The 26,056-nt window shown below is 58.2% G+C and carries 25 protein-coding genes; 24 read left to right on the forward strand and 1 reads right to left on the reverse strand.

All coding sequences use genetic code 11. The annotated features are described in order from the left end of the window. Positions 1 to 15: 15 nt before the first annotated feature. From ACZ5DH_RS07465 to ACZ5DH_RS07495, 7 genes are all read left to right on the forward strand, one after another. On the forward strand, positions 16 to 2,067 hold the full coding sequence (locus ACZ5DH_RS07465) for an ATP-binding protein (protein ID WP_464256439.1): 2,052 nt from the start codon (positions 16 to 18) through the stop codon (positions 2,065 to 2,067). Positions 2,068 to 2,099: 32 nt separating this feature from the next. Then, entirely contained in the window at positions 2,100 to 2,594 is a 495-nt protein-coding gene (ybaK, locus tag ACZ5DH_RS07470) for a Cys-tRNA(Pro) deacylase (protein WP_464256440.1), read from the forward strand. Positions 2,595 to 2,731: 137 nt separating this feature from the next. After that, complete coding sequence (locus ACZ5DH_RS07475) at positions 2,732 to 3,007, forward strand: hypothetical protein (protein ID WP_464256441.1); 276 nt, start codon at positions 2,732 to 2,734, stop codon at positions 3,005 to 3,007. A gap of 180 nt (positions 3,008 to 3,187) precedes the next feature. Beyond that, positions 3,188 to 3,859, forward strand: coding sequence for an HAD-IB family phosphatase (locus ACZ5DH_RS07480; protein ID WP_464256442.1), 672 nt, complete (start codon positions 3,188 to 3,190; stop codon positions 3,857 to 3,859). Further along, on the forward strand, positions 3,856 to 4,899 hold the full coding sequence (locus tag ACZ5DH_RS07485) for an iron-containing alcohol dehydrogenase family protein (RefSeq protein ID WP_464256443.1): 1,044 nt from the start codon (positions 3,856 to 3,858) through the stop codon (positions 4,897 to 4,899). Before ACZ5DH_RS07480 ends, ACZ5DH_RS07485 begins: the two co-directional genes overlap by 4 nt. 597 nt (positions 4,900 to 5,496) lie before the next feature. Continuing rightward, a complete protein-coding gene (locus ACZ5DH_RS07490; protein WP_464256444.1) occupies positions 5,497 to 6,579 on the forward strand; it encodes an adenosine deaminase in 1,083 nt (360 codons plus the stop codon). Then, a complete protein-coding gene (locus ACZ5DH_RS07495) occupies positions 6,576 to 8,573 on the forward strand; it encodes an Hsp70 family protein (protein WP_464256445.1) in 1,998 nt (665 codons plus the stop codon). The genes ACZ5DH_RS07490 and ACZ5DH_RS07495 overlap by 4 nt, the downstream gene beginning before the upstream one ends. A gap of 457 nt (positions 8,574 to 9,030) precedes the next feature. On the opposite strand, the gene ACZ5DH_RS07500 is transcribed toward ACZ5DH_RS07495, so the two are convergent. Beyond that, entirely contained in the window at positions 9,031 to 9,705 is a 675-nt protein-coding gene (locus tag ACZ5DH_RS07500) for a tetratricopeptide repeat protein (protein WP_464256446.1), read from the reverse strand. Positions 9,706 to 9,979: 274 nt separating this feature from the next. Between ACZ5DH_RS07500 and ACZ5DH_RS07505 the strand changes: the two genes are divergently transcribed. The 17 genes from ACZ5DH_RS07505 to leuS all read left to right on the forward strand — a co-directional run bounded on the left by ACZ5DH_RS07505 (position 9,980) and on the right by leuS (position 25,678). Next, positions 9,980 to 10,564 (forward strand): hypothetical protein, encoded by a 585-nt coding sequence (locus ACZ5DH_RS07505; RefSeq protein ID WP_464256447.1) that lies wholly within the window; start codon positions 9,980 to 9,982, stop codon positions 10,562 to 10,564. 214 nt (positions 10,565 to 10,778) lie between these two features. Further along, positions 10,779 to 11,054: a GIY-YIG nuclease family protein gene (locus ACZ5DH_RS07510; RefSeq protein ID WP_464256448.1), complete on the forward strand. Its 276-nt coding sequence runs from the start codon at positions 10,779 to 10,781 to the stop codon at positions 11,052 to 11,054. Then, positions 11,048 to 11,680 carry a LysE family translocator gene (locus ACZ5DH_RS07515; protein WP_464256449.1) on the forward strand — a complete coding sequence of 211 codons (633 nt, stop codon included), beginning with the start codon at positions 11,048 to 11,050 and terminating at the stop codon, positions 11,678 to 11,680. Before ACZ5DH_RS07510 ends, ACZ5DH_RS07515 begins: the two co-directional genes overlap by 7 nt. A gap of 542 nt (positions 11,681 to 12,222) precedes the next feature. After that, a complete protein-coding gene (locus tag ACZ5DH_RS07520; RefSeq protein WP_464256450.1) occupies positions 12,223 to 12,789 on the forward strand; it encodes a YceD family protein in 567 nt (188 codons plus the stop codon). 236 nt (positions 12,790 to 13,025) lie between these two features. Beyond that, positions 13,026 to 13,208, forward strand: coding sequence for a 50S ribosomal protein L32 (gene rpmF, locus ACZ5DH_RS07525; RefSeq protein WP_179981261.1), 183 nt, complete (start codon positions 13,026 to 13,028; stop codon positions 13,206 to 13,208). After that, on the forward strand, positions 13,208 to 14,242 hold the full coding sequence (plsX, locus tag ACZ5DH_RS07530) for a phosphate acyltransferase PlsX (protein ID WP_464256451.1): 1,035 nt from the start codon (positions 13,208 to 13,210) through the stop codon (positions 14,240 to 14,242). The genes rpmF and plsX overlap by 1 nt, the downstream gene beginning before the upstream one ends. Before the next feature lie 16 nt (positions 14,243 to 14,258). Next, the gene (locus ACZ5DH_RS07535; protein ID WP_464256452.1) at positions 14,259 to 15,245 is read left to right on the forward strand and encodes a beta-ketoacyl-ACP synthase III; all 987 of its coding nucleotides are present in this window, start codon (positions 14,259 to 14,261) and stop codon (positions 15,243 to 15,245) included. Positions 15,246 to 15,462: 217 nt separating this feature from the next. Then, the gene (gene fabG, locus ACZ5DH_RS07540; RefSeq protein ID WP_464256453.1) at positions 15,463 to 16,224 is read left to right on the forward strand and encodes a 3-oxoacyl-[acyl-carrier-protein] reductase; all 762 of its coding nucleotides are present in this window, start codon (positions 15,463 to 15,465) and stop codon (positions 16,222 to 16,224) included. A 78-nt stretch (positions 16,225 to 16,302) separates the two neighbouring features. Next, positions 16,303 to 16,536, forward strand: coding sequence for an acyl carrier protein (locus ACZ5DH_RS07545; RefSeq protein ID WP_179981257.1), 234 nt, complete (start codon positions 16,303 to 16,305; stop codon positions 16,534 to 16,536). Positions 16,537 to 16,608: 72 nt separating this feature from the next. Further along, positions 16,609 to 17,856: a beta-ketoacyl-ACP synthase II gene (fabF, locus tag ACZ5DH_RS07550; protein WP_464256454.1), complete on the forward strand. Its 1,248-nt coding sequence runs from the start codon at positions 16,609 to 16,611 to the stop codon at positions 17,854 to 17,856. Positions 17,857 to 18,003: 147 nt separating this feature from the next. Beyond that, positions 18,004 to 19,251 (forward strand): serine hydroxymethyltransferase, encoded by a 1,248-nt coding sequence (gene glyA / locus ACZ5DH_RS07555; RefSeq protein ID WP_464256455.1) that lies wholly within the window; start codon positions 18,004 to 18,006, stop codon positions 19,249 to 19,251. Positions 19,252 to 19,777: 526 nt separating this feature from the next. Then, on the forward strand, positions 19,778 to 20,254 hold the full coding sequence (locus ACZ5DH_RS07560) for a deoxycytidylate deaminase (RefSeq protein WP_464256456.1): 477 nt from the start codon (positions 19,778 to 19,780) through the stop codon (positions 20,252 to 20,254). 5 nt (positions 20,255 to 20,259) lie between these two features. Beyond that, positions 20,260 to 21,417, forward strand: coding sequence for a bifunctional diaminohydroxyphosphoribosylaminopyrimidine deaminase/5-amino-6-(5-phosphoribosylamino)uracil reductase RibD (ribD, locus tag ACZ5DH_RS07565; RefSeq protein ID WP_464256457.1), 1,158 nt, complete (start codon positions 20,260 to 20,262; stop codon positions 21,415 to 21,417). Between the two features lie 6 nt (positions 21,418 to 21,423). Continuing rightward, positions 21,424 to 22,095 (forward strand): riboflavin synthase, encoded by a 672-nt coding sequence (locus tag ACZ5DH_RS07570; protein WP_464256458.1) that lies wholly within the window; start codon positions 21,424 to 21,426, stop codon positions 22,093 to 22,095. A gap of 87 nt (positions 22,096 to 22,182) precedes the next feature. Then, a complete protein-coding gene (gene ribH / locus ACZ5DH_RS07575) occupies positions 22,183 to 22,653 on the forward strand; it encodes a 6,7-dimethyl-8-ribityllumazine synthase (protein WP_464256459.1) in 471 nt (156 codons plus the stop codon). Between the two features lie 3 nt (positions 22,654 to 22,656). Next, positions 22,657 to 23,151: a transcription antitermination factor NusB gene (gene nusB / locus ACZ5DH_RS07580; protein WP_464256460.1), complete on the forward strand. Its 495-nt coding sequence runs from the start codon at positions 22,657 to 22,659 to the stop codon at positions 23,149 to 23,151. 13 nt (positions 23,152 to 23,164) lie between these two features. Further along, on the forward strand, positions 23,165 to 25,678 hold the full coding sequence (gene leuS, locus ACZ5DH_RS07585; protein WP_464256461.1) for a leucine--tRNA ligase: 2,514 nt from the start codon (positions 23,165 to 23,167) through the stop codon (positions 25,676 to 25,678). Positions 25,679 to 26,056: the final 378 nt, after the last annotated feature.

Here is a 26,056-nt window from a genome sequence, read left to right on the forward strand (position 1 = left end):
TTTGGAGCGCGCCGCATGTCAGTCCCTCTCAAGGCCTCTGACGGCCCTTTTGCCAATCCCTTGATTCTGGCACTGGAAATTTCCAGTTCAGCGCTCCTGCATGACCGCAAGGAACCTTTCCTGCGGGCCAGCCTGTCCAGTATCGGCGAAACCCTGCACTGCGGCCAGATACTCCTCGTTGAGCACGTCAACGGCCAGTGGACAGAGCCCTATGTATGGACAAGCTCCTTGCTGCGCGCGGCCTGCGACCTGCTCCCGCCTACGCTTGACGACATGGCCCCCATACTGCAAGCCTTTGCTGAACACAGAAGCCTTTGCATCGCCGATGTTGAAGACCTGCCCGAAGGGCCGCAGAAAACAAACTTTCAGGCCCGCCAGATCAAGTCCGCATTCTGCATACCCATTTTGCATGAAGGCCAGCTTTGTGGCGGCCTTTGCCTTGCCCGGCGCGCCCCCGACCAACAATGGGCGCTGGAAGAAACCAGCGTCTGCCACCTGCTTGGAAACATCCTGGGCATGGTGCTGATGCATTTTCGCCTTTACGGGCAGTTGCAGCTAAAACACAAACAACTGCACGATATTCTGGACGCTTTTTCCAATCCCGTCTGTATTATCGACATGGAAACCAATAAGATACTGTTTTCCAACAAAAGCGTGCAGGATAATTTTCCCGATTCGGACGATCCGGAAAACGACTTCTGCTACAGCAAACTCATGGGCCGCGACAGTCCATGCCCCTACTGCACCAACGCCATCATTCGCGGAACGAGCGAACCCTATCAGTGGACCTACCAGAATGAGCTGTCCAAACGCACCTATTCTGTGGTGGACAAGGTCATCAACTGGGACAACGACAAGCTCGTGCGTCTGTCCATTGCCACGGACGTCACCGATATTCTGCGCACCAGGCATGAAAAGCAGTCGGCCGTCATAGCGTCCCAGGCCAAAAGCGAGTTTCTGGCCCACATGAGCCACGAAATACGCACGCCGCTCAATGGCATCATCGGTCTGACCCACCTGGCCCTGCAAAGCGCCCCCGCCGGAGAACTCAAAGAATATCTGCTCAAAATCCGTTCTTCTTCCACCAATCTGCTCGCCATCATCAACGACATCCTCGATCTCTCAAAAATCGAGGCCAACAAAATGGTGCTGGAAAATGTCAACTTCATGGTCGAGGAAGTCCTGGACTTTGTACACACCTCAATACGTTTTCCCCTGGAACAAAAGGGGCTTGAGTACAAATGTGAACTGGCGGACGATGTCCCCCTCAAGCTCTGGGGCGATGGTTTGCGGCTCAAACAGGTGCTGCTCAACCTCATGAACAACGCCGTCAAGTTCACTGCCAGAGGCAGCGTGGGCCTGAGGATCACCAGAGAACAAATCCAGGCAGACGATTGCCTGCACTTTGTGGTTTCTGACACTGGCATGGGCATCAGCCGCGAATACCAGAAACATCTTTTCGATCCGTACACTCAGGCCAGTTCCAGCATCAGTCGACGCTTCGGGGGCACGGGGCTTGGGTTGACCATCTGCAAACGCATAGCGGAGCTCATGAAGGGCAGCCTGTGGTGCGAGAGCGATCTCGGAACTGGTTCACGGTTCCACCTGTGTATCCCCTGCGTGCCAGCCCGTAATATTTTTTGCCAGACAGACGATGAGTCGCACAACGTGCCGCCTCTGGAAAACACACAGAGTCTCAGGATACTCCTGGTGGAAGACAATGAGATCAACCAGGAAATTGCCAAGGCCATGCTGCGCCACCTCAACATTGAGCACGACCTGGCCCAGAACGGGCGCGAAGGCGTGCGCATGGCTTTGGAAGGCTCCTACGATGCCATCCTTATGGACGTGTATATGCCTGTTATGGATGGCATGAGCGCCGCCAAAGAAATCCGGCAGCGCATGAAAATCGGTAAAAAAACCTTGCCCATTATTGCCATGACCGCCGTGACCCTGCCTGAAACTGTAGACGAAATCATGCGTTCCGGCATGAACGACCACATAGCCAAACCCGTCAACCTGGCTGCCTTGCGAAAAAAACTGGCGTACTGGCTCAACCGCCCCTGACCGTTCCGCGCAGCCGCCGCAATAACACTGTAATGGCACCAAAAATCAGCAAAACCAATGCCGCCCGGCAACTGGAAAGTCTGGGCATAGCCCACACCCTGCATCAGGTCGCCGTGGACGAAAACGACCTCTCCGGTGTTGCCATGGCACGCCGGCTGGGGGTAGAACCGGATATTGTATTCAAAACCCTTGTGGCACGGGGCGATAAAACAGGCGTACTCATGGCGTGCATTCCCGCCGATGCCGAACTGAATCTCAAGGCTCTGGCCGCCGCTTCCGGCAACAAGCATGTGGAAATGACGCCCCTCAAGGACGTGCGTCCCCTTACAGGCTACGTGCGGGGCGGTTGCTCCCCTCTGGGAGGCAAGAAGAACTACCCTGTATACCTGGATGCCAGCGCCCTTGCGCAGCCAAAAATCTACATAAGCGCAGGGTTGCGCGGCGTACAGATTTTTCTGAACCCCGAAGACCTTTTGCGGGCCGTGAGCGGCGTTGTGGCTGAGCTGACCCGCCACCCCGGCGCGTAGAGCATTTGCACTTTGAAAAAGTGCAAATGCTCTACCACTGCACGAAAGTGCAGCGCGCCACAACGTGGCGTGGACTGAGCCGAGCTTCAGCCGTTGCGACGCAGGCTTAAAGCGTTGTGACGCAGGCTTAAAGCGTTGTGACGCAGGAAACTACGCTTGAAGACAACATGCGTAACGACACGGCTTGTCCCTTGCAATCGCTGTCGCCATCCGTACACCCTGCGGGCAACGGCTGCCGCGAAACTACGCTTGAAGACAGCGTGCGTAACGGCTGTGTTTATTCGTTGCAATCGCTGTCGCTATCCGTAAGCGGCAAAGATCCGCTGACGGCTACCGCGAATCGCATTTTTCGGCTGAATGAAAACGTTGAAATGTGGAATATTTCAGCGTTAATCTGCCCTAGACCAGATTAACTTTGAGAATGGACATTCTCAAAGTTTAAGACACGCATGCTTCGGCGCTTAACAGCGCAAATAAATTGCGCTTACGCCTTCGCTGCGGGCGCCTGCTCACGCAGTCGCCAGAGCAATTTCAAAGTGAAAATACTCTAGTTGCCGCCGCCCTTCATCAAATCGCGCCAGAGGGAGAAAAGCATGCCCAAACCCCGCATTCTCGTTACAGACTTTGACGGCACCATAACCGCGCACGATTTTTACAAGCTGGTGGTCGGCAGCCTGCTGACACCCAAGGATATTGCCCCCTGGCAGGAATACCGGGATGGCAAAATTACGCATTTGGCCGCCCTGCAACAGATTTTTGCCAAAATCCGCGCCTCTGAAGCCGAACTGACCGGTCTTGCTCTGGCCATGCAGCCCGATCCACGCCTCAGCAGCGCTGTTGCCAGTCTGCGTGAGGCTGGCTGGGAAATCGTGGTGGCTTCAGCCGGATGTGACTGGTACATCCGGCGTGTGCTGGACGCCGCCGGAGTCAGCCTGCCTGTTCATACTAACCCCACAAGCTATGAGCCCGACGGCAGCCTGCGCATGCTGGCCCCCACAGATTCCCCCTTTTATTGCGCTGAAACAGGAGTGGACAAGGCGGGCATTGTGCGGTCATACGCGCGCCGTGGCTATATGGTCGCCTTTGCTGGCGACGGCTTCGCCGACCTGCCCGCAGCCCTTGGCGTATCCCCTGAGCTGCGCTTTGCGCGTGCGGACCTGGCTACGGCTCTGGGCCGCTACCATGAAGATTTTCACGGCTTCTCCGTTTGGTCGGATGTGGCCGACGCCCTGCTTGCCATGGAAAATCAGGGTAAATTCCAATGAACAACAGCCAGATCCGCGTGCCCAGTCTTGTCCGCATCAAGCCGGGCGCGCTGCCGCGCCTTGGCATCTACCTGAGCCGCTCCGGCTTTACCGATGTTCTTGTGGTGTCCGGGCAACTTCCCGAAACGGTCACCCAAATGGCCCGACAAGGGCTGGACAACAACGGCATACACACCGGTCCCTGGGTAGAAGTGGACGACAACAGCTTTGAAAACGTGGTGGAACTGTTCGCCCTGCTGCCCAAAAAAACCATGGCCATTGTGGGCCTTGGCGGCGGCAAGGCGCTGGACATGGCGAAGTATCTGGCCTTTCTGGCCCGTCTTCCCTATCTGGCCGTGCCCACATCCCTTTCCAATGACGGTTTTTGCAGCCCGCAATCCAGCCTGACCATGCACGGCAAACGCCGCTCCCTGGCCGCCACCCTGCCCCAGGGCGTCATTATTGACGTGGACGTGTGCCTTTCCGCTCCGCGCGCGCTCTGGCTGTCCGGCGTCGGCGACCTCGTAGCCAAGCTCACCGCGGTGCATGACTGGAAGCTGGCCTTTCACAACACGGGAGAGCCGGTCAACGACCTGGCGGCCCTGCTTTCTGACGCCACGGTACACCAGTTTCTGGCCAATCCTACCCACGACGCCGCGGGTATGGCCCTGCTGGGAACGGCCCTCATGCTTAATGGCATAGCTATGGAAATTTGCGGCAGCTCGCGCCCGACCAGCGGCAGCGAGCACCTCATCTCGCACGCCCTGGACGCCACGTCCGCCCATCCTCGCCTGCACGGACTCCAGGTGGGTATGGCCGCTTACTTTGTCAGCCAGTTTCAGGAGCGGAACACAGAGCTTCTGGCCCATGTCTTTACCAAGACCGGATTTTGGGATGCCGTGCGCGCCACCCCCTTCTCGAGGCAGGAGTGGCTCCACGCCATAGGCCTCGCGCCCGGCATGAAGGAAAATTTTTTCACCGTGCTTTCGTTGCGGGACTGCCTGCCAGAGGCGCGCCGCATCCTGGACAACGACCCCTTGCTGCGCGGCTGTTTTGTTTAGAGCATTTTACCTTTGAAAAAATGTAACTGCCCCAACGTCACACGAGAGTGCATCGCGCCACAACGTGGCGTGGATTAAGCCGAAAATTATATTTTCTGGCTTAACGACACATTGAAATACGAAAAATTTCATCGGTAATCATATCCGAAGCAAACAAGCATTTCCAATATTGATCCGCACTGGCGCGCAGGCAGAATCTGCTGCCAAAAACTATGCAGCATGCTTTTTTTTGCGCTGCCTTTGCCATTTTTGGCAATAGCCGGCACGCAAGGCAACAGGGTATCTGTCCGTCACTCCTTCTGGTTTCCCTCAAGTTGCCAATCCCCTAAAGCAGTTAACACTTGAAATGCTCGCGTACGGCAGGCAAAAGTCTGCCTGACATCCTCTGAGGCAAGGCGATTCCGCCGCCCGTGCCCACGGTAATCCGCTTGTCCCCAAAACCCTGTCAGACTTGACTTGAGGGCTTAGTGCGCTACCTTTTTACACAGTAACGCCTCTATGCTCCTTTTTCCCCTTGAGCAATTTCATGCAGAGCGGCCTTTTCGCTCAATTCGCGTTCCTCTGCCCTACGGCCCACATTGCAAACGGGACATGCCGATGACAATGACAAAAAACACCGCAGCGTCCATGCCGGACATACAGCCCGCCCTGGATGCAACCCTTGAAAAAATACCCTCCTTTCCCAAGGATTTTGCCCAGCACCGCCAGTTGCTTTCTGACCTGAAGGAAGAGCTTGTGGACCTTTGCGCCGCAAAGGCCGCCAGCGCCGATATTCCGGAAGACCTCCGCTGGAGCCTGGCCCGCGACATGCCCGATTTTTCCACCGATGCCCTGTATGTGAAGCGCTATTCCCTACCGAGCATGGCAGGCATTGTTTTTCTTGGCTTTTTTATTGGCGGCCTGCTGTCAAAGCTGCTCGGCCTCATTGATATGGGCGGGGAAATCATAAGGGTGGCCACGGTGCTCGGCATGCTTTACGGCGCGGAGTTTCTGGCGGGCAACCCCAGGGCGCGCGCCCGTCTTTTACTCTTTCTTGGTCTGGGCACGCTGACCGCCTTTGCCGCCAGCATGGTGGCTGGCGTTTTACGGCTGGCCTCCTGGGCGGATTTCAAAAATGCCGTTTTTGGATCAAGCGGCGCTCCGGGCCTGCTCAAACGCGTGTACCTCCTGCTTGGCGCGGCCTTTCTTTTTGTGCTGCTCGCCAAAAAAACAACCGCGCTTGATATGGCGGCTTTCAGGGTTTCTCTGGAGCAACAGGCCCAGGCCCGCGCGCGGAATCTCATGACCTTCTTTTCCGCCTGGGACCAGTTGCGCACAGAACTGGACAGCCTCAAAGAACAGGGCCAGGCAGATACGCAAACAGGCAAATGCCCCAGAAGCGACTGCCCGCTGGCGCTTGGCGTCATTCATCTGCTGGACGGCATGAATGGGGAAACAAGGCGCTTTCTCTCAGAACAGCTTGTTTTTATGGGCTACAATCCCGGTGAAGGCGACAGCCACATCGTGTGGGACGACGCCCTGCATGCCGAACTTTACGATACCGTCGGGCTTGTGCACGACGGCGACCGCTGCCGCGTCCTGCGCCGCTATTCCCGTTCCGGCGATACTATCGTCAAGGGGCACGTGCAGAAAGAACTCCCATTGGCCGAGGGAGCATCCGCCGGGGAGGGCACAGCATGAAGATACTGGGCATCGACCTCGGCACCAGCAATACCTACATCTATGGCGCGCACAAAAGCTCCACGGCTCCGCAGCCGGTGCTGCTGCCCCGCGTCAGCGCGCCGGACGGCTGCGTCGAAACCGCCATCCTTTATGAAAACGGTTCGCCCCTGCTTATAGGGCATCTGGCTGAGAGCGAGTATTACGCCAGTCCCGGCATGCGGGCGCGCCGCAGCCTGCGCTGCCAGTTCAAACCCGAAATCGGTGAAGAAAATGCCGAAGCGGTTGGCTGGATGACGGACTTTCTGCGCATGCTCCGCGAGGCCTTGCCGCAGGACACGCTTGAGCCTGACAGCCAGATATATGTGGGCATTCCCGCCCGCACGCGCGAAAGCTTCGGCATACAGCTCGCGCAATGCTTCAGGGATGCGGGCTGGCCCGCGCCCTCTCTTATCAAGGAATCCGACGCGGCCATGATCTCCTGCCTCCAGTCCGGGGCCATTGAACTGGATGATCTGGAACACAGCCTGCTTATTCTGGACTTTGGCGGCGGCACCTGCGACTTCACCCTGGCGGAAAACTCCAACATACTGCACAGCGGCGGCGACCGGCTTTTGGGCGGGCGCCTTTTCGACGATCTGTTCTTTCAGCTTTTCTGCCGTCAGAATCCCCACTTGCAGAAGCAGGTGAAGGCCGACAATTGCGAGTATTATGTCCACTGGGTCTTGTGCAAGGCGGAAAAAGAACGGTTTTCCAAAATATTGCAGAAGGATGTCGACAGCGCCGTAAGCCTGCACCTTTCGTGGTATGACGCCGCGGGCACGCAAAAACACGCATATCTGCACGAACTCACCTGGCAGCAGGTGGTCAGCGCGGCGGAAAGCTATGTGGCTTCTGAAGCCCTGCTGGGCATGCTCAGCCAGTACGCCAACAGGGGATCGCTGGGCGCTGTGGCCGGAGAAATGCTGCAAGGCCGTCAGGTGGGCCTCATCTCCTGGTTCAAGGACGTGCTTTACGACATACGGCGGCAAAAAAGCGTCGACAAGGTCATCCTCACGGGCGGCAGCAGCGGCTGGTTTTTCGCCAGCGAGGCAGTGCGCGATGTTTTCGGCACAGACAATATCGTCATGAGCCCGCGCACCTATGAGGATATCGCCTTCGGTCTGGCCCTCTACCCCATGCTGCTGCATACCCACCTCAAGATAAAAAACCTGCTTGAGAAACAGAGCGAAGATTTCTGCTTGCGCGTTGCCGACCTCGCGCAGGGCATCTTTGAAAAACACACAAAGATGGCCGCCAAAACCTGCGCCGAGCGCATCGCCGTCAAGGATATTCTGAGCGTTCTTGAGGCCGCCCAGGAGGACAGAAAAACCGTTGAAGAGATCGAGCGGGAGATCAGTGAAAAAATCCAGAATGATTCCGGCCTGCTGGCTATTGTTCAGGAGCGTACGGAAGCCGCCCGCAAGGAAATAGAAAGGGAACTGCGCCTGCAGTTCAGCCGCTGGCTGCGTGAAAATGGCGTGCACCTTGTGCCGAGGCTGAATTTTTCCGCCCGCACGCTCAGCACCAGTTTTTTCGACGCGGTGCAGGTAAAAGTTTCGCGCCTTACCCTGCTCAACACTATGGATGTGATGGCTGTGGCCGTGCTGCCGGGCATTGCGGCCCTTGCCATTGGGGAAAAAATGTTGCTCACCACGGCTGAACCTGTTTCCGCCGTCATCGGCGGCGCGGCGGCTTTTGCGGGCACATGGGCGCTGGGCAAATTCGGCAAGAATTTTCTCCGGCGGCAAAAGCTGCCCAAATTTCTTCTCAATGAAAAAAACCGTGAAAAAATCACGGCGAAAAACAGGGAATATATTGAAGAAATTCTGGAACAGTCCTTTCAGGATATCCGACAGGACCTTATGGAAGATGCCAGGGGCAAGATACGGTATTCCCTCAAAGCCCTGCTGCAAAGGCTTACGGTATTGAATCATATCCGCGTGGAACGCGGCGCGCCCCCGGCCGGCCAATGAAGCCCCGGAGCGGGCTTTTCAACGTGTTGCTGCGCGTCAGCAGGAGCATTGCACCGTTGCGATGAGGCAGTGTCTTGAAGCCACTGCCTCTGCCCCCCGCTTCAGATCATAACACTCACAGTACTATGCCGAACTATAATAAGAGATTTGGACAGTGTCGTCACGAATGGGGGCGTGGGGGAGGCTACCCTTTTGCAAAAGGGTCCCTCACCCACAAGGCCATGTCAAAATGACATTATGACATGGCCGCCCCCCCCAATACGAACAAATATGGCCGCTTCCTTGGGGGAGCGGCCATATCTGTTCGTAGCAAATCCGGGGAAAAGGCGGCTTTTTACCGCCGCGCGTGTCGAGACGCGTCGTCAGCGCAAAGCCGGGGCCTTTCCCGCAGAATATCCTGTGCCCCGAAGTCGATGCCCTGATGGAAATTTGCGCCGTGGCGGCGCTCCATCAGGCATTACGGCATGCTGTACTCACGCACAAAATTGAACACGTTGCCCTCCACTTCCAGACCCTGCGCCCTGGCCTTGCCATACCAGACCTGCGCTTCGGTCTTGTTTTCCGGCACGCCCACGCCATAGTCATAGCAGGCCCCCACGTAACGCTCGGCCTGCGCGTAGCCCTGGTCGGCCGCCAGCTTGGCCAGGCGGAAGCTTTCAGCGGGGTCTTTGGCAAAACCATACTTGCCCTGGCCGTGATACAAAGCCAGGTTAAACAGGGCCTCGGCATTGCCCGCGTTGGCCGCGCGGGTCATAAGGTCCAACACTGTCGCGTCGTTTCTGGGCACGCCAATGCCCAGTTCATACTGGTAGGCCAGAAGCACCTGAGCTTCACTGTTATTCTGTTCCGCTGCAAGACGGAACCACTTGGCGGCCATTTCCATATCCTGCGGCACGCCAAGGCCATTCTCGTAGCAGCGGCCAAGGATGATCTGGGCACGGGCATTGCCGTCCGAGGCCAGGGGCTGCACCAGTTGCAGGACTTTCTGGTATTGGCCGATATTGTAGGCTGTCCATGCCTCGTTAAGCTTCTGTTCCACCTTGTCCGCTGGTTGCGGTTGCGCGCCCACAGTCAGGGCCGAAAACAGAAAAAACGTCATTGTCAGAAAAATCGCGGCAAAATTTTTTTTCATAAGAACCTCCTCGGTCGCGGCCAGACGGCCACACCTGCTACCTGATGCCTGATACCTGATGCAAAAAAGAATAGCGCCGCGAAAAAGACTTGGCAAGGTGGCGCCAGGTTCGTCACCCAGGCTCGTCGCCCAGTTGCGGCGTCGCCACGCTCTTCAGCCCGCCCCCGGGCATGCCCTTGACGCACCGCCATCGAGCAGGCACAACCACGGCAAGCCCTTATTCATTCCTCTCAATAATCCGCCCCCAAGGCTGGCATACATCAGGAGGCCGAGCATGAGCCACCCCCCGCACAAGCCCCCCCAAGGCTCCGACAACCCACATACGCCGCACGATGCCAATCTGCCCGTGCCCTCGGGGCAACAGCAGGGCGGCGAAGGCTCCGGGGAAGAGCAACGGCGTGTGCTCAACGCCGAAGTGGTTTATATGTCGGACCAGCAACAAAACGAAGAGCAGCAACAGGATACCTATGGCCGCAACAGCCGTCAGGACGGATCTGAAGGATACGGCCAGACCGGCGGGCAGGGCCGTTTTTATCAACGAACCTTTGGCGGGAGCAACTTTGGCGGTTTTCAGGCCGGATCGCCCCTGGGCCGGATATGGATTACCAGCCGGGACAGCTCCAACGCCTGCCTCGCCCCCTGCATCACCTTTGCCATTTTCCTTGTCTGCCTTGCGCAGTTCGGCTTTCTGGCGGGACTTGGCTTTGTGTTCTTTCACACCATTGGGTCACTGGCGGGGACGCTGCGGCAAATGCGCCTCATGACGGTTGGCGTCATGCCCAACCCCTGGCTGTGGCGCATGGGCAACTGGATACTGTCTTTTCTTGTTACCATCTGGCTTGCCGGAGGGTTTGACTGATTCAGTTTCGGAGTAAAAGCGCCCAGGCATCCGCGGGGGCAGGCGCGCGCCGTGAAGGCGCGAACGGGTTCAGGCGCGCTGCAAAACGCCGTAACAGGCGCGCCGTAATGTTGCGGGCGTATATTTGCAAAAGTAACCGGTCAAGGTCTGGCAGCGCGCCAAGACAACGCTGCAAACCCTTCCGGGCTGCATCATGACACTGTGGAGAACGCCAATGAGGCCTGACATCTGGCAGGTCTACCTGCTGGAATGCGCCGACGGCACCCTGTACTGCGGCATCACCTGCGATATGGAGCGGCGTCTTGCGCAACACAACGGCGCAGCGCCGGGCGGCGCGCGCTATACACGCGGCAGACGTCCGGTACGCCTGCTGGCCAGCCGGGCATGTTCCAGCAAGGCGGACGCCCTGCGTCTGGAATGCGCGGTAAAGGCCAGACCGCGCCACGCAAAAATCACTTTTTTGCTTGAGGGAGAAAAAAAGCAATGCTGACTGTGGACATAGCTCTGGCTTTCTTTGCGGCGTCTCTTCTGCTTGGCATTGCTCCGGGGCCGGACAATATTTTTGTGCTCACCCAGTCCGCCGTCTATGGCGCGGGCGCAGGCATGGTCACAACCCTTGGCCTCGTCACGGGGCTCTGTGTGCACACCACCGCCGTCGCGCTGGGCGTGGCCGCCATTTTTCAGAGTTCGCCCCTGGCCTTCACCATACTCAAGACCGTGGGCGCGGCGTACCTGTTATGGCTGGCCTGGCTGTCGTTCAGGGCAGGCGCTGCGCTGGCCGTCACCAAGGGCGACGGCGCGCCCTTTCCCGGCTATGCCCCGCTGTACCGGCGCGGCATTGTCATGAACGTGACGAACCCCAAGGTTTCGCTTTTTTTTCTCGCATTTCTGCCACAGTTCTGCGACCCGGCAAGGGGCAGCGTGGCCATGCAGGTTCTCAGCCTGGGTCTGTTGTTCATGCTGGCCACCATTATCGTTTTTTTCAGCGTGGCCCTGCTTGGCGGCAAACTGGCCGTGTGGTTCAACAGGTCTCCGGGCGGACAGGTGTTCATTCACCGGGCCGCCGGACTCGTTTTTGCGGGTCTGGCGCTGGCCCTGCTTTTTACCACGCGCTAATGAAGCCACATGTTAGAGCATTTTAACTTTGAAAAAGTGTAAATGCTCTAACGCTGCACGAAAGTGCAGCGCGCCACAACGTGGCGTGGATTCAGCCGAAAATCGCATTTTTCGGCTGAATGAAAACTTTGAAATGTAAAGCATTTCAAAGTTAATCTGCTCTAGTGCCTGCCGTCAGCGCTCAACGGGAGGCTTCGCGGAAGGGATCACTTGCCATCAGCCGCTTGAGCCATAGATTGTTGACTGAGACGTTGTGGATACGGCACAGGTTGCCCACTGACGGAGCCGTAGGCCCGGCATAGAGCGATTCACGGTGCCACAGACAAGTCAGGATCAAGGGACTCGCTGCGCCGCGGACATGGCCGGAACGTGCGTGTTTACGGCCTTTCACCCGCAATCGCAGGGCTTTTTGACAAAAAACCGGGGCTGCCTGCCCTGCCCCGTTGCCGGCCATGTCCGGCAGGGGCGTGGACACAACTTTTACCGCTTTTCTTGACAACTGTTATGGGCAAGGGTATGTAGCCAGACTTTCGAGGTACAGCATGCAGAATTACCGCATATTACTCAACGATCTGCCCCCCGAGGGCAGAGAGTTTCATCTGGACGATCAGGCCATCTGGCAGAACTCCATTGAGGAGTTTCATATGGACTGCCGGATTACCAAACCCCTGAGCGCCAGTATCAGCGTGCTGCCCACTGACGGCGGCTGGCTTGTGCGCGGCAGCCTGACGGGCGAGGTGGTTCTGCCGTGCAGTCGCTGCACCGAGGATGCCACGGCTGTGGTCAACGCGCGCTTTGAAGATTTTGAGGAACTGCCGGAGAGCGACGAACTTGACGAAGCTGCCGGGTCTTCCGCCGTGCGCTCGCAGGACGAAACCCCGGAAAGTCGCCTTGTTTTTGTGAACAACGCGCCCCTGCTGGACCTTGCGGCCATTTGCTGGGAGGAGCTTATGCTCGCCCTGCCCGTGACGCCCCTGTGCGACGCGACATGCAAGGGACTTTGCCCAAGCTGCGGCGCCAACCTCAATGAGGGGCTCTGCGCGTGCGAGCATGAAGAGCTTGATCCACGCATGGCTGTTTTGCGCGGGCTCACGCTGCACAAGAACTGAATGCGCGCCACAGGCCGCATGCCAGAACCCAGAGCATTTAACACTTGAAATGAGTTAACTGCTCTAGCATGGCGGCTTTGAAAAAATGGTTTCCGCTGATGGATTGCCGCAGACGGAGTCTGGACATTTCTAAAGTTTTTTACTAAACTGCTGAGTCTTGCGGGCAAGCCCTATTTCTGGTCCTGCCCGCCATATCTTTGCCTTACGTGTCCGCAAGGACTGAAAAGGAGAACACCATGGCTGTGCAACAGAATAAAAAATCCCGCTCCCGCAAGGGGATGCGCCGCTCTCACGATCGTGTGGCCATTCCCGCCGTCATTTACTGCTCCTGCGGCGAGCCCACCGTGCCCCATTGCGTCTGCCCCAGCTGCGGTACGTACAAGGGCCGTCAGGTGGTCGCCAAGACCGATAGCGAGTAATGAACGAGCGCCCCATTATCGCCGTGGACGCCATGGGCGGGGACTTTGGCCCCTCCGTGGTAGTGCCGGGTGCCGTCGCGGCCGCCCGACTTCATGATCTGCATGTCCAGCTTGTGGGCGACACCCCCAAGCTGGAGGCCGAGCTGGACAAGCTTGACCTTAAAAATGTGCATTATGATATCGTTCAGGCTGATGATGTGGTGCACATGAATGAAAAACCCTCGGACATTCTGCGCCGCAAAAAAAACGCCTCTATCCAGGTGGCCTGCCGCCTGGTCAAGGACGGCGCCGCGGACGCTGTGGTAAGTGCCGGACATTCCGGCGCCACAGTGGCTTGTGGCATGTTCATTATGGGCCGCCTTCCCGGAGTGGAGCGTCCTGCTCTGGCCGCGTTGCTGCCTACGGAAAAAGATCCCGTAGTTGTGCTCGACGCCGGAGCCAATGTGGATTGCCGCCCCTATCACCTCTTTCAGTTCGGCCTTATGGGCGACGCTTTCGCCAGGGACCTTTTGAGCTATCCCTCGCCCCGCGTCAGCCTGCTGAGCATCGGTGAAGAAGAAGGCAAGGGCAACTCTCAGGTCAAGGAAGCCTACGAACTGCTAAAGATGGCCCAAAACCTCAATTTTGTGGGGAATGCCGAAGGGCGGGACATTTTTACCGGTGATCTTGATGTCGTGGTCTGTGACGGTTTTGTGGGCAACGTTGTGGTCAAGATGAGTGAAGGCCTTGCTTCATCGCTGGTGCGCATGCTCAAGAAAGTCTTTACCTCCGGCGTACTGCCCGCTCTTGGCGGCATGCTGGCCAAGGGCGCTTTCAAAAAATTTGCCAGCACCATTGACTATGCCGAATATGGCGGCGCACCGCTGTTGGGTCTTCAGGGCCTGGCTATAGTCTGTCATGGCCGTTCCAGTTCGCTTGCCATGACGAATGCCATCAAAATGAGCGGTACCTTTGTTCGCAAAGGCACCAACAGCCACCTTGCCGAGACCATCCTGGCCAACGAGGAGCTCACGCGCTTCTCACGCGCCATCTAACCGGCGGTACTACAGAATGAATCCTCTCTGCCATTTGCTTGCGCTGAGCGCCCATGTGCCGGACGCGGTCCTGACCAACGAAGACCTCGCCAAGGTGGTTGACACCAACGAAGAATGGATCGTTACCCGTACTGGCATAAAGCAGCGGCACAAGCTGGCTGATGACGAACACACTTCCGACCTTGGCCTCAAGGCCGCCCGCAAGGTTCTTGCCGAAGCGGGTATGGAAGCTTCTGAACTCACCCACGTTATCGCGGCCACCTGCACTCCTGACGTGCTTTCGCCTTCCGTGGCCTGCATCATGGCAGGGCAGCTCGGAACAGGGCCTGTTATGGCCTTTGACTTTGGCGCTGCCTGCTCCGGCTTTATCTACGGTCTTTCCATTTGCCGCAGCCTTCTGGCCCAGCAGCCCGACGCCAAAATTCTTTTTGTCTGCACAGAGGCCCTGACCCGCCGCGTGAACTGGGCAGACAGAAGCACCTGCGTTCTTTTCGGCGATGCGGCCACGGCCTGCATTGTTACCGGTTCGTCGGGCAATGTCATGGCCGGCCTTGAGGACGTCATCTGCCAGAGCGACGGCACGCAGCGCGACCTTATTGTGGTGGGCGGCGGGACCAGCAGCCGCTACGCCAAGGGCGATCCCGTCGGCGATGACTTTTTCATTACCATGCAAGGCCGCGAGACCTATAAGCACGCCGTGCGCAACATGGTGCATATCTGCGAAGACGTTCTGGCCCGCAACGGCCTTTCCGCCAGCGACGTGAACCTGCTTGTGCCCCATCAGGCCAATATGCGCATCATCGAGGCCGTGGGCAGCCGCCTGGACATGACCGGCGACCGCGTCTTTGTCAATGTTGACAAGTACGGCAACACTTCCTCGGCCTCCATTCCCCTGGCCATTACGGAAGCCCGCGCCGCCGGACGCATCAAGACCGGCGACCGTATGCTTGTCACCGCCTTTGGCGCGGGATTGACCTGGGGCGCGGCCCTGCTGCGGTTTTAATCTTTTCCGGGCTGTCCGCGCTCAGGCCGCCAACCTGTAACCACTTTGCCGCGCGGATTTTACACAGGCGTCGCGGGACGGAGTCAAACTCCATCAAACGATGCCGTGCAGGCCAGAGCACAGCCCGTCGCGCAAGTTCTTTTTTCTTGTGCAGCGGCATTGAAATGAGCGCACGGTCACGCTATAAACAGCACTCTCAAGCAAAGGCAGAACGAGCATGAGTACAGAGCATTCCGCACCCACCGCTACGCCCACCGCCATTGTGACGGGCGGCTCGCGCGGCATCGGGCGGGCCATTGCCCAAACCCTTGCCCGCGACGGTTTTCAGGTTTTTCTTACCTATGTGAGCCGCCCCGCTGAAGCGGAACAGGTGGTAGCCGAAATCAGGGCAACGGGCGGCCACGCCAGGGCTTTTGCCCTGAATGTCAGCGACAGTGCCGCTGTTTCTGATTTTTTTGCCAATGAAATCAAAGATAAAGTCAACCTTGCCGTATTGGTCAACAATGCGGGCATCACCAAGGATGGCTTTCTTATCCGCATGAAAGACGAAGATTTTGATCAGGTCATCAACGTCAATCTGCGCGGCGCTTTCATCTGCACCCGCGAAGCCGCCAAAATCATGAGCAAAGCCCGCAAGGGCCGCATTGTGAATATTTCTTCGGTGGTGGGTCAGACAGGCAACGCCGGCCAGGCCAACTACGCCTCGGCCAAGGCCGCCCTGTTGGGCCTTACCAAGTCCTGCGCCAAAGAACTGGCCACCCGGCAGATCACGGTTAACGCCGTGGCCCCCGGGTTCATCGAAACGGACATGACCGCCGCCCTCAGCGACGAAGTGCGCAAAAGCTATGAAGAATCTATTCCTCTCAAGCGTATGGGCACTGCTCAGGATGTGGCCGAAACCGTCGCCTTTCTCGCGTCGGACAAAGCTGCCTATATCACCGGGCAGGTGCTCGGGGTGAATGGGGGCATGCACTGTTAGGTGGAAAGTCCGAAGACTCTCCCGGCGCACCCCTGAGGCCGGGTTTGGAAGTGATCATTAAATTACCTGGAGGATACTATGTCTGATGTCGCTGAAAAAGTTAAAAAAATTATTGTAGACCAGCTTGGCGTGAGCGCTGATGAAGTAAAGCCCGAAGCCAGCTTTGTGGAAGACCTGGGCGCTGACTCCCTTGACCTGACCGAACTGATCATGGCCATGGAAGAAGAATTTGAAGTCGAGATCGCTGATGACGATGCTCAGAAACTTCTGAAGGTTCAGGACGCCATTTCCTATATCGAAGAAAAGAAATAGCCAGAGTTTGATCGCCAGATCTGCTGCGTGTGAGGGGGCCTGCAAACCCCCTCCCGCATCAAAGGAGCATGCATGACCCGTCCCCGCGTAGTAATCACTGGTGTTGGCGGCGTTACGCCCCTCGCCAACGATATTGAGAGCACCTGGAAAAAACTGCTCGCAGGCGAGTCGGGCATCGCGCCCATCACGCTTTTTGATGCCTCGGCCTATGATTCCCGGATCGCGGGCGAGGTGAAAAATTTTGCGCCCGAAGAGTTCATGCCCGCCAAGCAGGTGCGACGCATGGACCGTTTCACCCAGTTTGCCGTGGCTTCGGCCCAGATGCTGCTCAAGGACGCGGGCTATGAAGTGACGGACGCCAATGCCTATGACACCGCCGTAATTCTCGGCATCGGCCTTGGCGGCCTGCATACCATTGAGACGTACCATGCCAAGCTGCTGGAGTCTGGCCCCAACAAAATTTCGCCCTTCATGATCCCCATGCTCATTTCCAATATGGGGCCGGGGCAGATATCCATCTTCACAGGGGCCAAGGGGCCCAACATCGTCACGACCACTGCCTGCGCCTCGGCCATTCACGCCATGGGCACCGCCTTCAGCGAACTTTTGCTCGGCAGGGTCACGGCCGTTATTACCGGCGGCGTCGAAGCCACGGTCACGCCTCTTGGCGTGGCGGGCTTTACGGCCCTCAAGGCGCTTTCAACGCAGCACAACGATGAGCCCACCAAGGCTTCGCGGCCCTTTGACGCCAACCGCGACGGTTTTGTCATTGGTGAAGGCGCGGGACTGCTGCTGCTTGAAACACTGGAATCGGCCCGGGAGCGCGGCGCGAAGATTTACGCTGAAATGGTGGGGTACGGCGCTTCCGGCGACGCCTACCATATGACCGCCCCCTGTGAAAACGGCGAAGGCATGGCGCACGCCATGCAGAACGCCCTGCGCGAGGCGGGCATTGCTCCCTCGGCCATCGGTCACATCAATGCCCACGCCACGTCGACGATGCTCAATGACAGCATTGAAACCAAGGCCATCAAACTGGTTTTTGGCGACCATGCCCAAAAAATCAAAATCTCGGCCACAAAATCCATGACGGGGCATCTGCTTGGCGCTGCCGGGGGCATCGAATCCGTGTTTACGGCTCTGGCGCTCCATGACGAAATGCTGCCCGGCACCATCAACCTCGACACCCCCGACCCGGCCTGCGACCTTGATTACATGGCCGATGGATCAAAGCACATCGCCTGCGAGTATGCCATGTGCAACTCCTTCGGCTTTGGCGGCACCAATGCCAGCCTGATTTTGAAGAAATGGAATAAATAGCGCCCTGGCGGCACCTTGCCTGAACCAGCAGGAACGCCCGGGAAGCGCGTTGCCCACAGATCCGCCCCCCCTTCGCGCCGGGTCCAGCCTATTCACAACACTGCCCGCCACTGTGGCGGGCAGTATATTTCACTGAGGACCAAGTTCATGGATGAAATTCTCCTTCAGGACCCGGAAATCGCACGGGCCATCGCTCTGGAATCGCAAAGGCAGATGGGTAAACTTGAGCTTATCGCTTCGGAAAACATCGTTTCCACTGCCGTGAGGCAGGCACAGGGCAGCATACTCACCAACAAGTATGCTGAAGGCTATCCCGGCAAGCGCTATTACGGCGGCTGCGAATATGTGGATATGGTCGAAATCCTTGCCCAGGAACGCGCAAAGCTACTTTTTGACGCCCAGTACGTCAACGTGCAGCCCCACTCCGGCTCTCAGGCCAACATGGCCGCCTATCTTGCTTTTCTCAAGCCTGGCGACACCATTCTTGGTATGGACCTTTCCCACGGCGGGCACCTCACCCATGGCAGCCCGGTGAACTTTTCCGGCCGTCTCTTCAACATCGTGTCCTACGGCGTGCAGCGTGAAACCGGCCGCATTGATTATGACGCGGTGGCGGCCAAAGCGCGTGAACACAAGCCCAAGGTGATTGTGGCTGGCGCCAGCGCCTACCCCCGAGCCATTGACTTTGCCCGCTTCCGGGCCATTGCCGATGAAGTTGACGCCAAACTGGTGGTCGACATGGCGCATATCGCCGGTCTCGTGGCCGCAGGTCTGCACCAGAGCCCCGTGCCCTACGCCCACGTCACCACAACGACCACGCACAAAACTCTGCGCGGCCCCCGAGGCGGCATGATCCTGTCCACAGAAGACATGTCCAAAACGCTGAACAGCCAGATTTTCCCCGGCATTCAGGGCGGCCCCCTGATGCACGTGGTGGCCGCCAAGGCCGTGGCCCTGGGCGAGGCGCTGCATCCCTCCTTCAAGGCCTACCAGCAGCAGGTGATGGACAATGCCGCCACCCTGGCAGCATGCCTGACCGATGCCGGGTACGATCTTGTTTCTGGCGGCACCGACAACCACCTCATGCTGGTGGACCTGACCCGCAAGGACATCACCGGCAAGGACGCTGAAATAGCTCTGGATACCGCGGGCATCACGGTCAACAAGAACACTGTTCCTTTTGAAACGCGCTCTCCCTTTGTGACGTCGGGCGTGCGCCTGGGCGCTGCGGCCCTCACCACGCGCGGCATGAAGCAGGACCACATGCGCACTGTGAGCCAGTTCATTGTTACGGCTCTTGAAAACCGCAACGACACTGCAGCCCTTGAAAAAATCCGCGCGGAAGTTGAAGAGTTCGCCCTTCAGTTTCCCCTGTTTGCCCATAGAACATCTTAACTTTGAAATAAAGCTGCATGCTCTGATGCTGCACGAGAGCGCAGCGCGCCGCAGCGTGGCGTGGCATGGATTCAGCCGAAAATGCGATTTTCGGCTGAATGAAAACTTTGAAATGTGAAGCATTTCAAAGTTAATCTGCTCTAGTGACGGCTTTCGGCGGCCCGAAGGCTCACCACCTTCGGGCCGCCCTTGCTGCATGGTACATGCGGCCTCCGTGCAGGGCACGCCGCAACGTGGCGTGGATTTTGTCATAAAACATATTTTTTGGCAGGACGAAAAATTGAAATGCGAAGCATTTCAAAGCTGATCTGATCCAGATTCGCAAAGGTGTCTGCTGAAGACGCGGGCAACGGCCGGGCAAGGCCAAAAGTCGCCGCGCTGACGGAGCACCCGGCTTGCGGAGCGTACACGCGGCCCTTACTCCCTTACGCGAACACCGTGTTTTTTCGCCTTCAAGGCCCCGGCTCCCTGGCTTGGCTTTTGTGTCTCCACTATGTACACTGTGTGAAATTTTAACGGGTGTCTTATGCAACGTCTGCCTTGGCCTGAATATTTCATGAACATCACCTACCTTGTGAGCGGACGCTCCACGTGCACGCGTCGCAAGGTCGGCGCTGTCGCCGTGAAGGACAAGCGCATTCTCGCGACCGGGTATAACGGCGCCCCCGCTGGTGTTCCGCACTGTCTTGACGTCGGCTGCCTGCGTGAGCAGATGGGCATTCCCTCTGGCCAGCGGCATGAAATCTGCCGGGGCCTGCATGCGGAACAAAATGTCATTATTCAGGCCGCTGTGCATGGCATCAATATCAGCGGCGCTGAACTGTACTGCACAACCCATCCGTGCGTTCAGTGCAGCAAGATGCTTATCAACTGCGGCATACGGCATATTTATTACGCTGAACACTACCCTGACGAACTTGCCACCACCATGCTTGATGAAGCGGGGGTACATGTGGAAAGACTGAACTTCGTTCCACCCGTCATCAGCCCCCAGCCGGAGTAGACCCCATGTCTGAACTGGATTACGCCCCCTTCATGCGTGAAGCTATCGCCCTGGCGCGGAAGGGCCGCTGGAAAACCTGCCCCAACCCCATGGTGGGCGCGGTGCTTGTGCGTGACGGCCATGTCGTGGCCAGGGGCTGGCACCATGCCGCGGGGCTTGACCATGCCGAGGTGGACTGCCTGAAAGACGCCGCTGTCAAAGGAGTGGATCCGTCCCAGTGCGCCCTCGTTGTCACGCTCGAACCCTGCTGCCACCAGGGCAAGACGCCTCCCTGCACCGATGCCGTGCGTCAGGCGGGGATCAAAAAAATCGTGGTGGGCTTCGCCGACCCCAATCCCGAAGCCTGCGGCGGCGCGTGCCAACTACGCGAAAGCGGTCTGGAAGTTATTGAGGGCGTATGCGCTGACGCCTGCCGCGACCTTGTGGCCGACTTTCTGGTCTGGCAGCAAAAGCAGCGGCCCTATGTCATTCTGAAGATGGCTGCCACTCTTGATGGCCGCATTGCCACACGCCGGGGCGAGTCCCAGTGGATCAGTTCCGAAGAATCACGGCAGGAAGTGCAGCAACTGCGGGCTGGCATCGGCCATTGCGGCGGCGCTGTGCTTGTGGGCGGCGGCACCTTTCGCGCGGACAACCCGCGCCTCACCGTGCGCCCCATCAGCGAGGACGAGCCCGACTGCCGCCAGCCTCTGGCGTGCGTGCTTACCTCACGCCTGCCGCAGCCCGACGCGGATTTTTACCTGCTGAAAGAGCGGCCGGAGCAGACCGTATTTCTGGCTTCGCCCGCTGCCGCCGCTTCAACCACGGCCAAAGCCCTGCGCGACATCGGCGTGCGTGTGTTGTCCCTTGGACCGGCGCTGCGTGGCGGCCCCGACCTGACCCACATGCTCAAAGCCCTGAGGGAAGAACTGCACTGCCCCTACCTTTTGTGCGAAGGGGGCGGCCATCTGGCTCTCAGCCTGCTGGAAGCCGGTGTTGTTGACGAATTTCGCCTGCACATGGCACCCATGATTCTGGGTGATGAAGACGCGCACCCGCTTTTTTCCGGCCGGGCTCCCTTGAGTCTGGACGAAGCGCTGCGCATGCGCGTTATGGGAACCCATACCAGCGGCGGCGACATCCATATAGAACTGCGCCCCCTGCACACTGCGGAAACAAAGTAGGACCACATGTTTACTGGCATCATTCAGGGTCAGGGCGAGGTGCGCTCGTTGCGCAGAACCGGCGGCGAGTGCCGCATTTGTCTGCGCCCTCTTTTTACCCTGCCTGATCTTGTCGATGGCGAATCCATTGCTGTCAACGGCGCCTGTCTTTCCGTGGAAGAGCACGGGGCGGATTCCTTTACGGCCTACGCATCCGGTGAGACGCTTTCGCGCACCACCCTGGGGGCACTGCAAACAGGGCATCTCGTCAATCTTGAACGGGCTCTGGCCCTGGGCGACCGCCTGGGCGGCCACCTTGTGAGCGGCCACGTGGATTGCGTCGCCACTGTGCGCGAGGTGCGCCAGGCGGGCCAGTCTCTGCGCTGCCGCCTTGCCTTTCCCGCCGAATTTGGCGTCGAAGTTATTTCCAAGGGCTCTGTAACCCTTGACGGCATCAGCCTTACAGTCAATGATTGCGGCCCGGATTTTCTTGAGGTCAACATCATACCCGACACCCAGAAGCGCACCACAATGCTGCATTGGCGTCCGGGTGTGGCCGTTAATATGGAAACAGACCTCATTGGCAAGTACGTGCGCAACCTGTTGCGTCCGTGGGCTGCCGCCGCAAGCGGCGATACCGCTGCGCCCAAAGCCTCCGGGCTGAACATGGATTTTCTGCTGCGCCAGGGTTTTTTATAGGCATGCCCCGGGGTCGTGCCTTCTGTCGTTTTTTGCAATCGTATTACTATAGAATGAACAGCGCACATTTTGCGCCGAGGAGTTGCCATGAGCACTATGACAACCATTGCGGGCCAGTTGGACGCCAAGGGCCTTAAAGTGGCCATTGTGGCCACCCGCTTCAACGACTTCATCGTGGACCGCCTGGTGGGCGGCGCTCTCGACTATCTCGAACGCCACGGCCTTGCCACTGAAAACGTCACCCTTGTACGTATTCCCGGCGCTTTCGAGATCCCCCTGATTTGCAAGAAGCTCGCTGCCTCCGGCAAGTACGACGGCATTCTCGCCCTTGGCGCTGTCATCCGTGGCGGCACCCCGCACTTTGACTATGTCTGCGCCGAAGCCACCAAGGGCATTGCCCACTGCATGCTTGAGCACACCACGCCCATCGGCTTTGGTCTGCTCACCTGCGACAATATCGAGCAGGCCATTGAGCGTGCCGGTTCCAAGGCTGGCAACAAGGGCGTGGAAGCTGCCGCCGCCATGCTGGAAACCATCCGCGTCATGGAGCAGTTGTAAACCATGGCCAAGGCCAAAAATGCAACACGGCGCGGCGAACGCGAACTGGCTTTTCAGGTTTTGTACGGCCTTTCCTTCACGCCGGCCAATACTCTTGAAGAGTTGCGCCGCAGTTTCCGCACCTCGCCGGACAACCTCGCGCGCAGTGAAGAAAGCGGCGTCCCCGTTGAGGCCAGCGGCTTTTCCTGGGAACTGGTGCAGGGGGTGTGGAGCAACAGTGCAGCCCTGGACGACGCCATCACCCGCTTTTCGCACAACTGGCGCGTGGACCGCATGGGCCGGGTGGAGCTGACGCTGCTGCGTCTGGCCGTGTATGAACTTTTGTTCCGCAACGACGTGCCGCCAAAGGTCTCCATCAATGAGGCCCTGGAACTAAGCCGCCAGTTCGGCGAAGGCAATGCCAAGAATTTTATCAACGGCATTCTCGACGCCGTCGCCAAGGCCCTTGATGCAGGCGAACTGCAAAGGCTCGCCACGTCCGCCAATCCTTCCATCTGAACCGGTATGCCCCATGACACAAGAACGCTACAATCCCCAAGCTATAGAAGAAAAATGGCAGGCCCGCTGGCAGGCTGAAGATTCTTTTGCCTGCAGCCATGAAAGCAGCAAGCCCAAGTACTATGTGCTGGAGATGTTCCCCTACCCTTCGGGCAACATCCACATGGGGCACGTGCGCAATTATTCCATTGGCGACGTGGTGGCGCGCAGCAAACGCATGCAGGGTTTCAACGTGCTGCACCCAATGGGCTGGGACGCCTTTGGCCTGCCCGCTGAAAACGCGGCCATAAAAAACAATACCCACCCCGCCGAGTGGACCTACGCCAACATACGCAATATGCGCGCTCAGCAGAAACGCCTGGGGTATTCCTACGACTGGTCCCGCGAAATCGCCACCTGCCGTCCCGAATACTACCGCTGGGAGCAGATGTTCTTTGTGCGCATGTTTGAAAAGGGCCTTGTCTACCGCAAAAAAGCCCCGCAGAACTGGTGCCCTTCCTGTCATACCGTGCTGGCCAACGAACAGGTCATTGACGGCCTGTGCTGGCGTTGCGACAGCCGTGTGGAGCAGAAAGACCTGACGCAGTGGTTTCTCAAAATCACCGCCTATGGCGACGAACTGCTGGAAGATCTCAACAAGCTTGAGGGCGACTGGCCTGACCGCGTCATTGCCATGCAGCGCAACTGGATCGGCAAGTCCACAGGCGCTGCCATTACCTTTGACCTTGAGAAAGCCATTGAAGGCATACAGGGCATAGACGTCTTTACAACCAGGCCCGACACAGTGTTTGGCGTCACCTTCATGACGCTGGCTCCCGAGCATCCCCTGGTGGAAAAGCTTATTGCGGACTATCCCAACGCTGCGGAAGTACGCGCCTTTGTGGAGCGCATCCGCAACATGGACCGCCTTGATCGCCAGTCCGACGGGGTGGAAAAAGAAGGCATCTTCACCGGCGCCTATGTCATACACCCGTTCACGGGGCAGCGCGTGCCGCTGTGGCTCGGCAACTTTGTCCTGGCCGACTACGGCACGGGAGCGGTCATGGGCGTACCCGCCCACGATCAGCGCGATTTTGAATTCGCCCGCAAATACGCCCTGCCCCTGCGCGTGGTCATAAGCCCAGCAGGCGAAGAACTGGACCCGGAAAGCATGGCCGAGGCTTTCACCACTGACGGCGTCATGGTCAATTCCGGCCCCTTTGACGGCATGCCCAATGAAGACGGCAAAAAGGCTGTGGCCCAGAGCCTTGAAAAAAAAGGCAAGGGCAAGGCCACCGTGCAGTTTCGCCTGCGCGACTGGAACATCTCGCGCCAGCGTTACTGGGGCTCGCCAATCCCCATGATCTACTGCGATACGTGCGGCGTTGTTCCCGAAAAGGAAGAAAACCTCCCAGTGCTCCTTCCTCTGGACGTAAAAACGCACAGCGACGGGCGCTCGCCTCTGGCCGACACCCCCTCGTTCGTGAACTGCGCGTGCCCCAAGTGCGGCGGCCATGCCCGGCGCGAAACTGACACCATGGACACCTTTGTGGAGTCGTCCTGGTATTTCGCCCGTTACACCAGCGCCCGCGACACAGAAGCGCCTTTTGATACGGACGCCATTAAATACTGGCTGCCCGTGGACCAGTATATCGGCGGCGTGGAGCACGCCATCTTGCACCTGCTCTACTCCCGCTTTTTTACCAAGGTGCTCCGCGACATGGGCTTCTTCCCGGCGGACCTTGCCGAACCTTTCAAGAACCTGCTCACTCAGGGCATGGTGCTCAAAGACGGCGGCAAGATGTCCAAATCCAAGGGCAACGTGGTTGATCCCACGATCATGATCCAGAAATACGGCGCGGATACCGTGCGCCTGTTCTGCCTTTTTGCCGCTCCTGCCGAGCGGGACTTTGACTGGTCCGATTCCGGCATCGAGGGAGCCTCGCGCTTTATTGGCCGCGTATGGCGACTGTTTATGGAAGAACAGGAACGCCTGCTGCCTCTCACGGCCTGCGCCGCCACCGATCAGGACGCCACAAGCCCTGAAGCCCGCGACCTGCGCCGCCGCGAGCACCTCACGGTGAAGAAGGTCAGGGAAGACATGGGCGACCGCTTCCAGTTCAACACGGCCATCGCCGCTGTTATGGAACTGGTCAATGCCATGTACCTTTCGCGGGAAAAACTGAGCATGAGCGAGGCTGATCGGCGTGTATTCTCTTCTGCCATGAGCACGGCCATAACCCTGCTCGCACCCATTACGCCGCACATTTGCGAAGAACTTTGGCAACGCCTTGGTCACAAGACCACTGTTTCCGAAGAACTCTGGCCGGAATGGAACGAGACCGCCATGGCCCAGGACATGCTTACCGTGGCGCTCCAGGTCAATGGAAAGCTGCGCGGCACGGTGGAAGTTCCCGCTGGGGCGGACAAGGCCGCCATGGAAGCTGCGGCTCTGGCCGACAGTTCGGTACAGCGCCATCTTGCCGGCCTCACCGTGCGCAAGGTGGTGGTGGTGCCGGGCAAACTGGTCAATATCGTGGCCAACTAGGGCGTAGCAGCTTTGAAATGCTTTGTGGGGAGGAAGGTTTTGTGGGGGAGGGCCCCCTCCCCCTAAAACTCTTAGTATAGTACAAAGCGTTTTCTGATCTGAGGCGGGAATTTCGACAGCAGCGTCTACCAGACATCACGCCGTATCAAAGTTTATCCTCTCTGGTCAGGCCAGTCCGGCCACGCAAAACGTACCTGGAAAGGGGCGCTTTTTGAAAAAAGCGCCCCTTCTCCTTTCCCCTTCCCTGAAAAAGCGTTTATCGGTATGGTGCTGTCTTGGCCGCTTTCTTTCTTACACCATGGTTCAATCCCGACCGTCGGGATTGATAAGGAAGCACTGATTAGAGCAATTTAATTTTTAGAGCAATTTCTCTTTGAA

The sequence above is a fragment of the Desulfovibrio simplex genome, assembly GCF_055387835.1.

What these genes read in the sequence shown, in the direction of transcription:
- ACZ5DH_RS07465 (WP_464256439.1), top strand. Translation starts at nt 16, where the DNA reads ATGTCAGTCCCTCTCAAGGCCTCTGACGGCCCTTTTGCCAATCCCTTG.
- ybaK (WP_464256440.1), top strand. Translation starts at nt 2,100, where the DNA reads ATGGCACCAAAAATCAGCAAAACCAATGCCGCCCGGCAACTGGAAAGT.
- ACZ5DH_RS07480 (WP_464256442.1), top strand. Translation starts at nt 3,188, where the DNA reads ATGCCCAAACCCCGCATTCTCGTTACAGACTTTGACGGCACCATAACC.
- ACZ5DH_RS07485 (WP_464256443.1), top strand. Translation starts at nt 3,856, where the DNA reads ATGAACAACAGCCAGATCCGCGTGCCCAGTCTTGTCCGCATCAAGCCG.
- ACZ5DH_RS07490 (WP_464256444.1), top strand. Translation starts at nt 5,497, where the DNA reads ATGACAATGACAAAAAACACCGCAGCGTCCATGCCGGACATACAGCCC.
- ACZ5DH_RS07495 (WP_464256445.1), top strand. Translation starts at nt 6,576, where the DNA reads ATGAAGATACTGGGCATCGACCTCGGCACCAGCAATACCTACATCTAT.
- ACZ5DH_RS07500 (WP_464256446.1), bottom strand. Translation starts at nt 9,705, where the DNA reads ATGAAAAAAAATTTTGCCGCGATTTTTCTGACAATGACGTTTTTTCTG.
- ACZ5DH_RS07505 (WP_464256447.1), top strand. Translation starts at nt 9,980, where the DNA reads ATGAGCCACCCCCCGCACAAGCCCCCCCAAGGCTCCGACAACCCACAT.
- ACZ5DH_RS07510 (WP_464256448.1), top strand. Translation starts at nt 10,779, where the DNA reads ATGAGGCCTGACATCTGGCAGGTCTACCTGCTGGAATGCGCCGACGGC.
- ACZ5DH_RS07515 (WP_464256449.1), top strand. Translation starts at nt 11,048, where the DNA reads ATGCTGACTGTGGACATAGCTCTGGCTTTCTTTGCGGCGTCTCTTCTG.
- ACZ5DH_RS07520 (WP_464256450.1), top strand. Translation starts at nt 12,223, where the DNA reads ATGCAGAATTACCGCATATTACTCAACGATCTGCCCCCCGAGGGCAGA.
- rpmF (WP_179981261.1), top strand. Translation starts at nt 13,026, where the DNA reads ATGGCTGTGCAACAGAATAAAAAATCCCGCTCCCGCAAGGGGATGCGC.
- plsX (WP_464256451.1), top strand. Translation starts at nt 13,208, where the DNA reads ATGAACGAGCGCCCCATTATCGCCGTGGACGCCATGGGCGGGGACTTT.
- ACZ5DH_RS07535 (WP_464256452.1), top strand. Translation starts at nt 14,259, where the DNA reads ATGAATCCTCTCTGCCATTTGCTTGCGCTGAGCGCCCATGTGCCGGAC.
- fabG (WP_464256453.1), top strand. Translation starts at nt 15,463, where the DNA reads ATGAGTACAGAGCATTCCGCACCCACCGCTACGCCCACCGCCATTGTG.
- ACZ5DH_RS07545 (WP_179981257.1), top strand. Translation starts at nt 16,303, where the DNA reads ATGTCTGATGTCGCTGAAAAAGTTAAAAAAATTATTGTAGACCAGCTT.
- fabF (WP_464256454.1), top strand. Translation starts at nt 16,609, where the DNA reads ATGACCCGTCCCCGCGTAGTAATCACTGGTGTTGGCGGCGTTACGCCC.
- glyA (WP_464256455.1), top strand. Translation starts at nt 18,004, where the DNA reads ATGGATGAAATTCTCCTTCAGGACCCGGAAATCGCACGGGCCATCGCT.
- ACZ5DH_RS07560 (WP_464256456.1), top strand. Translation starts at nt 19,778, where the DNA reads ATGCAACGTCTGCCTTGGCCTGAATATTTCATGAACATCACCTACCTT.
- ribD (WP_464256457.1), top strand. Translation starts at nt 20,260, where the DNA reads ATGTCTGAACTGGATTACGCCCCCTTCATGCGTGAAGCTATCGCCCTG.
- ACZ5DH_RS07570 (WP_464256458.1), top strand. Translation starts at nt 21,424, where the DNA reads ATGTTTACTGGCATCATTCAGGGTCAGGGCGAGGTGCGCTCGTTGCGC.
- ribH (WP_464256459.1), top strand. Translation starts at nt 22,183, where the DNA reads ATGAGCACTATGACAACCATTGCGGGCCAGTTGGACGCCAAGGGCCTT.
- nusB (WP_464256460.1), top strand. Translation starts at nt 22,657, where the DNA reads ATGGCCAAGGCCAAAAATGCAACACGGCGCGGCGAACGCGAACTGGCT.
- leuS (WP_464256461.1), top strand. Translation starts at nt 23,165, where the DNA reads ATGACACAAGAACGCTACAATCCCCAAGCTATAGAAGAAAAATGGCAG.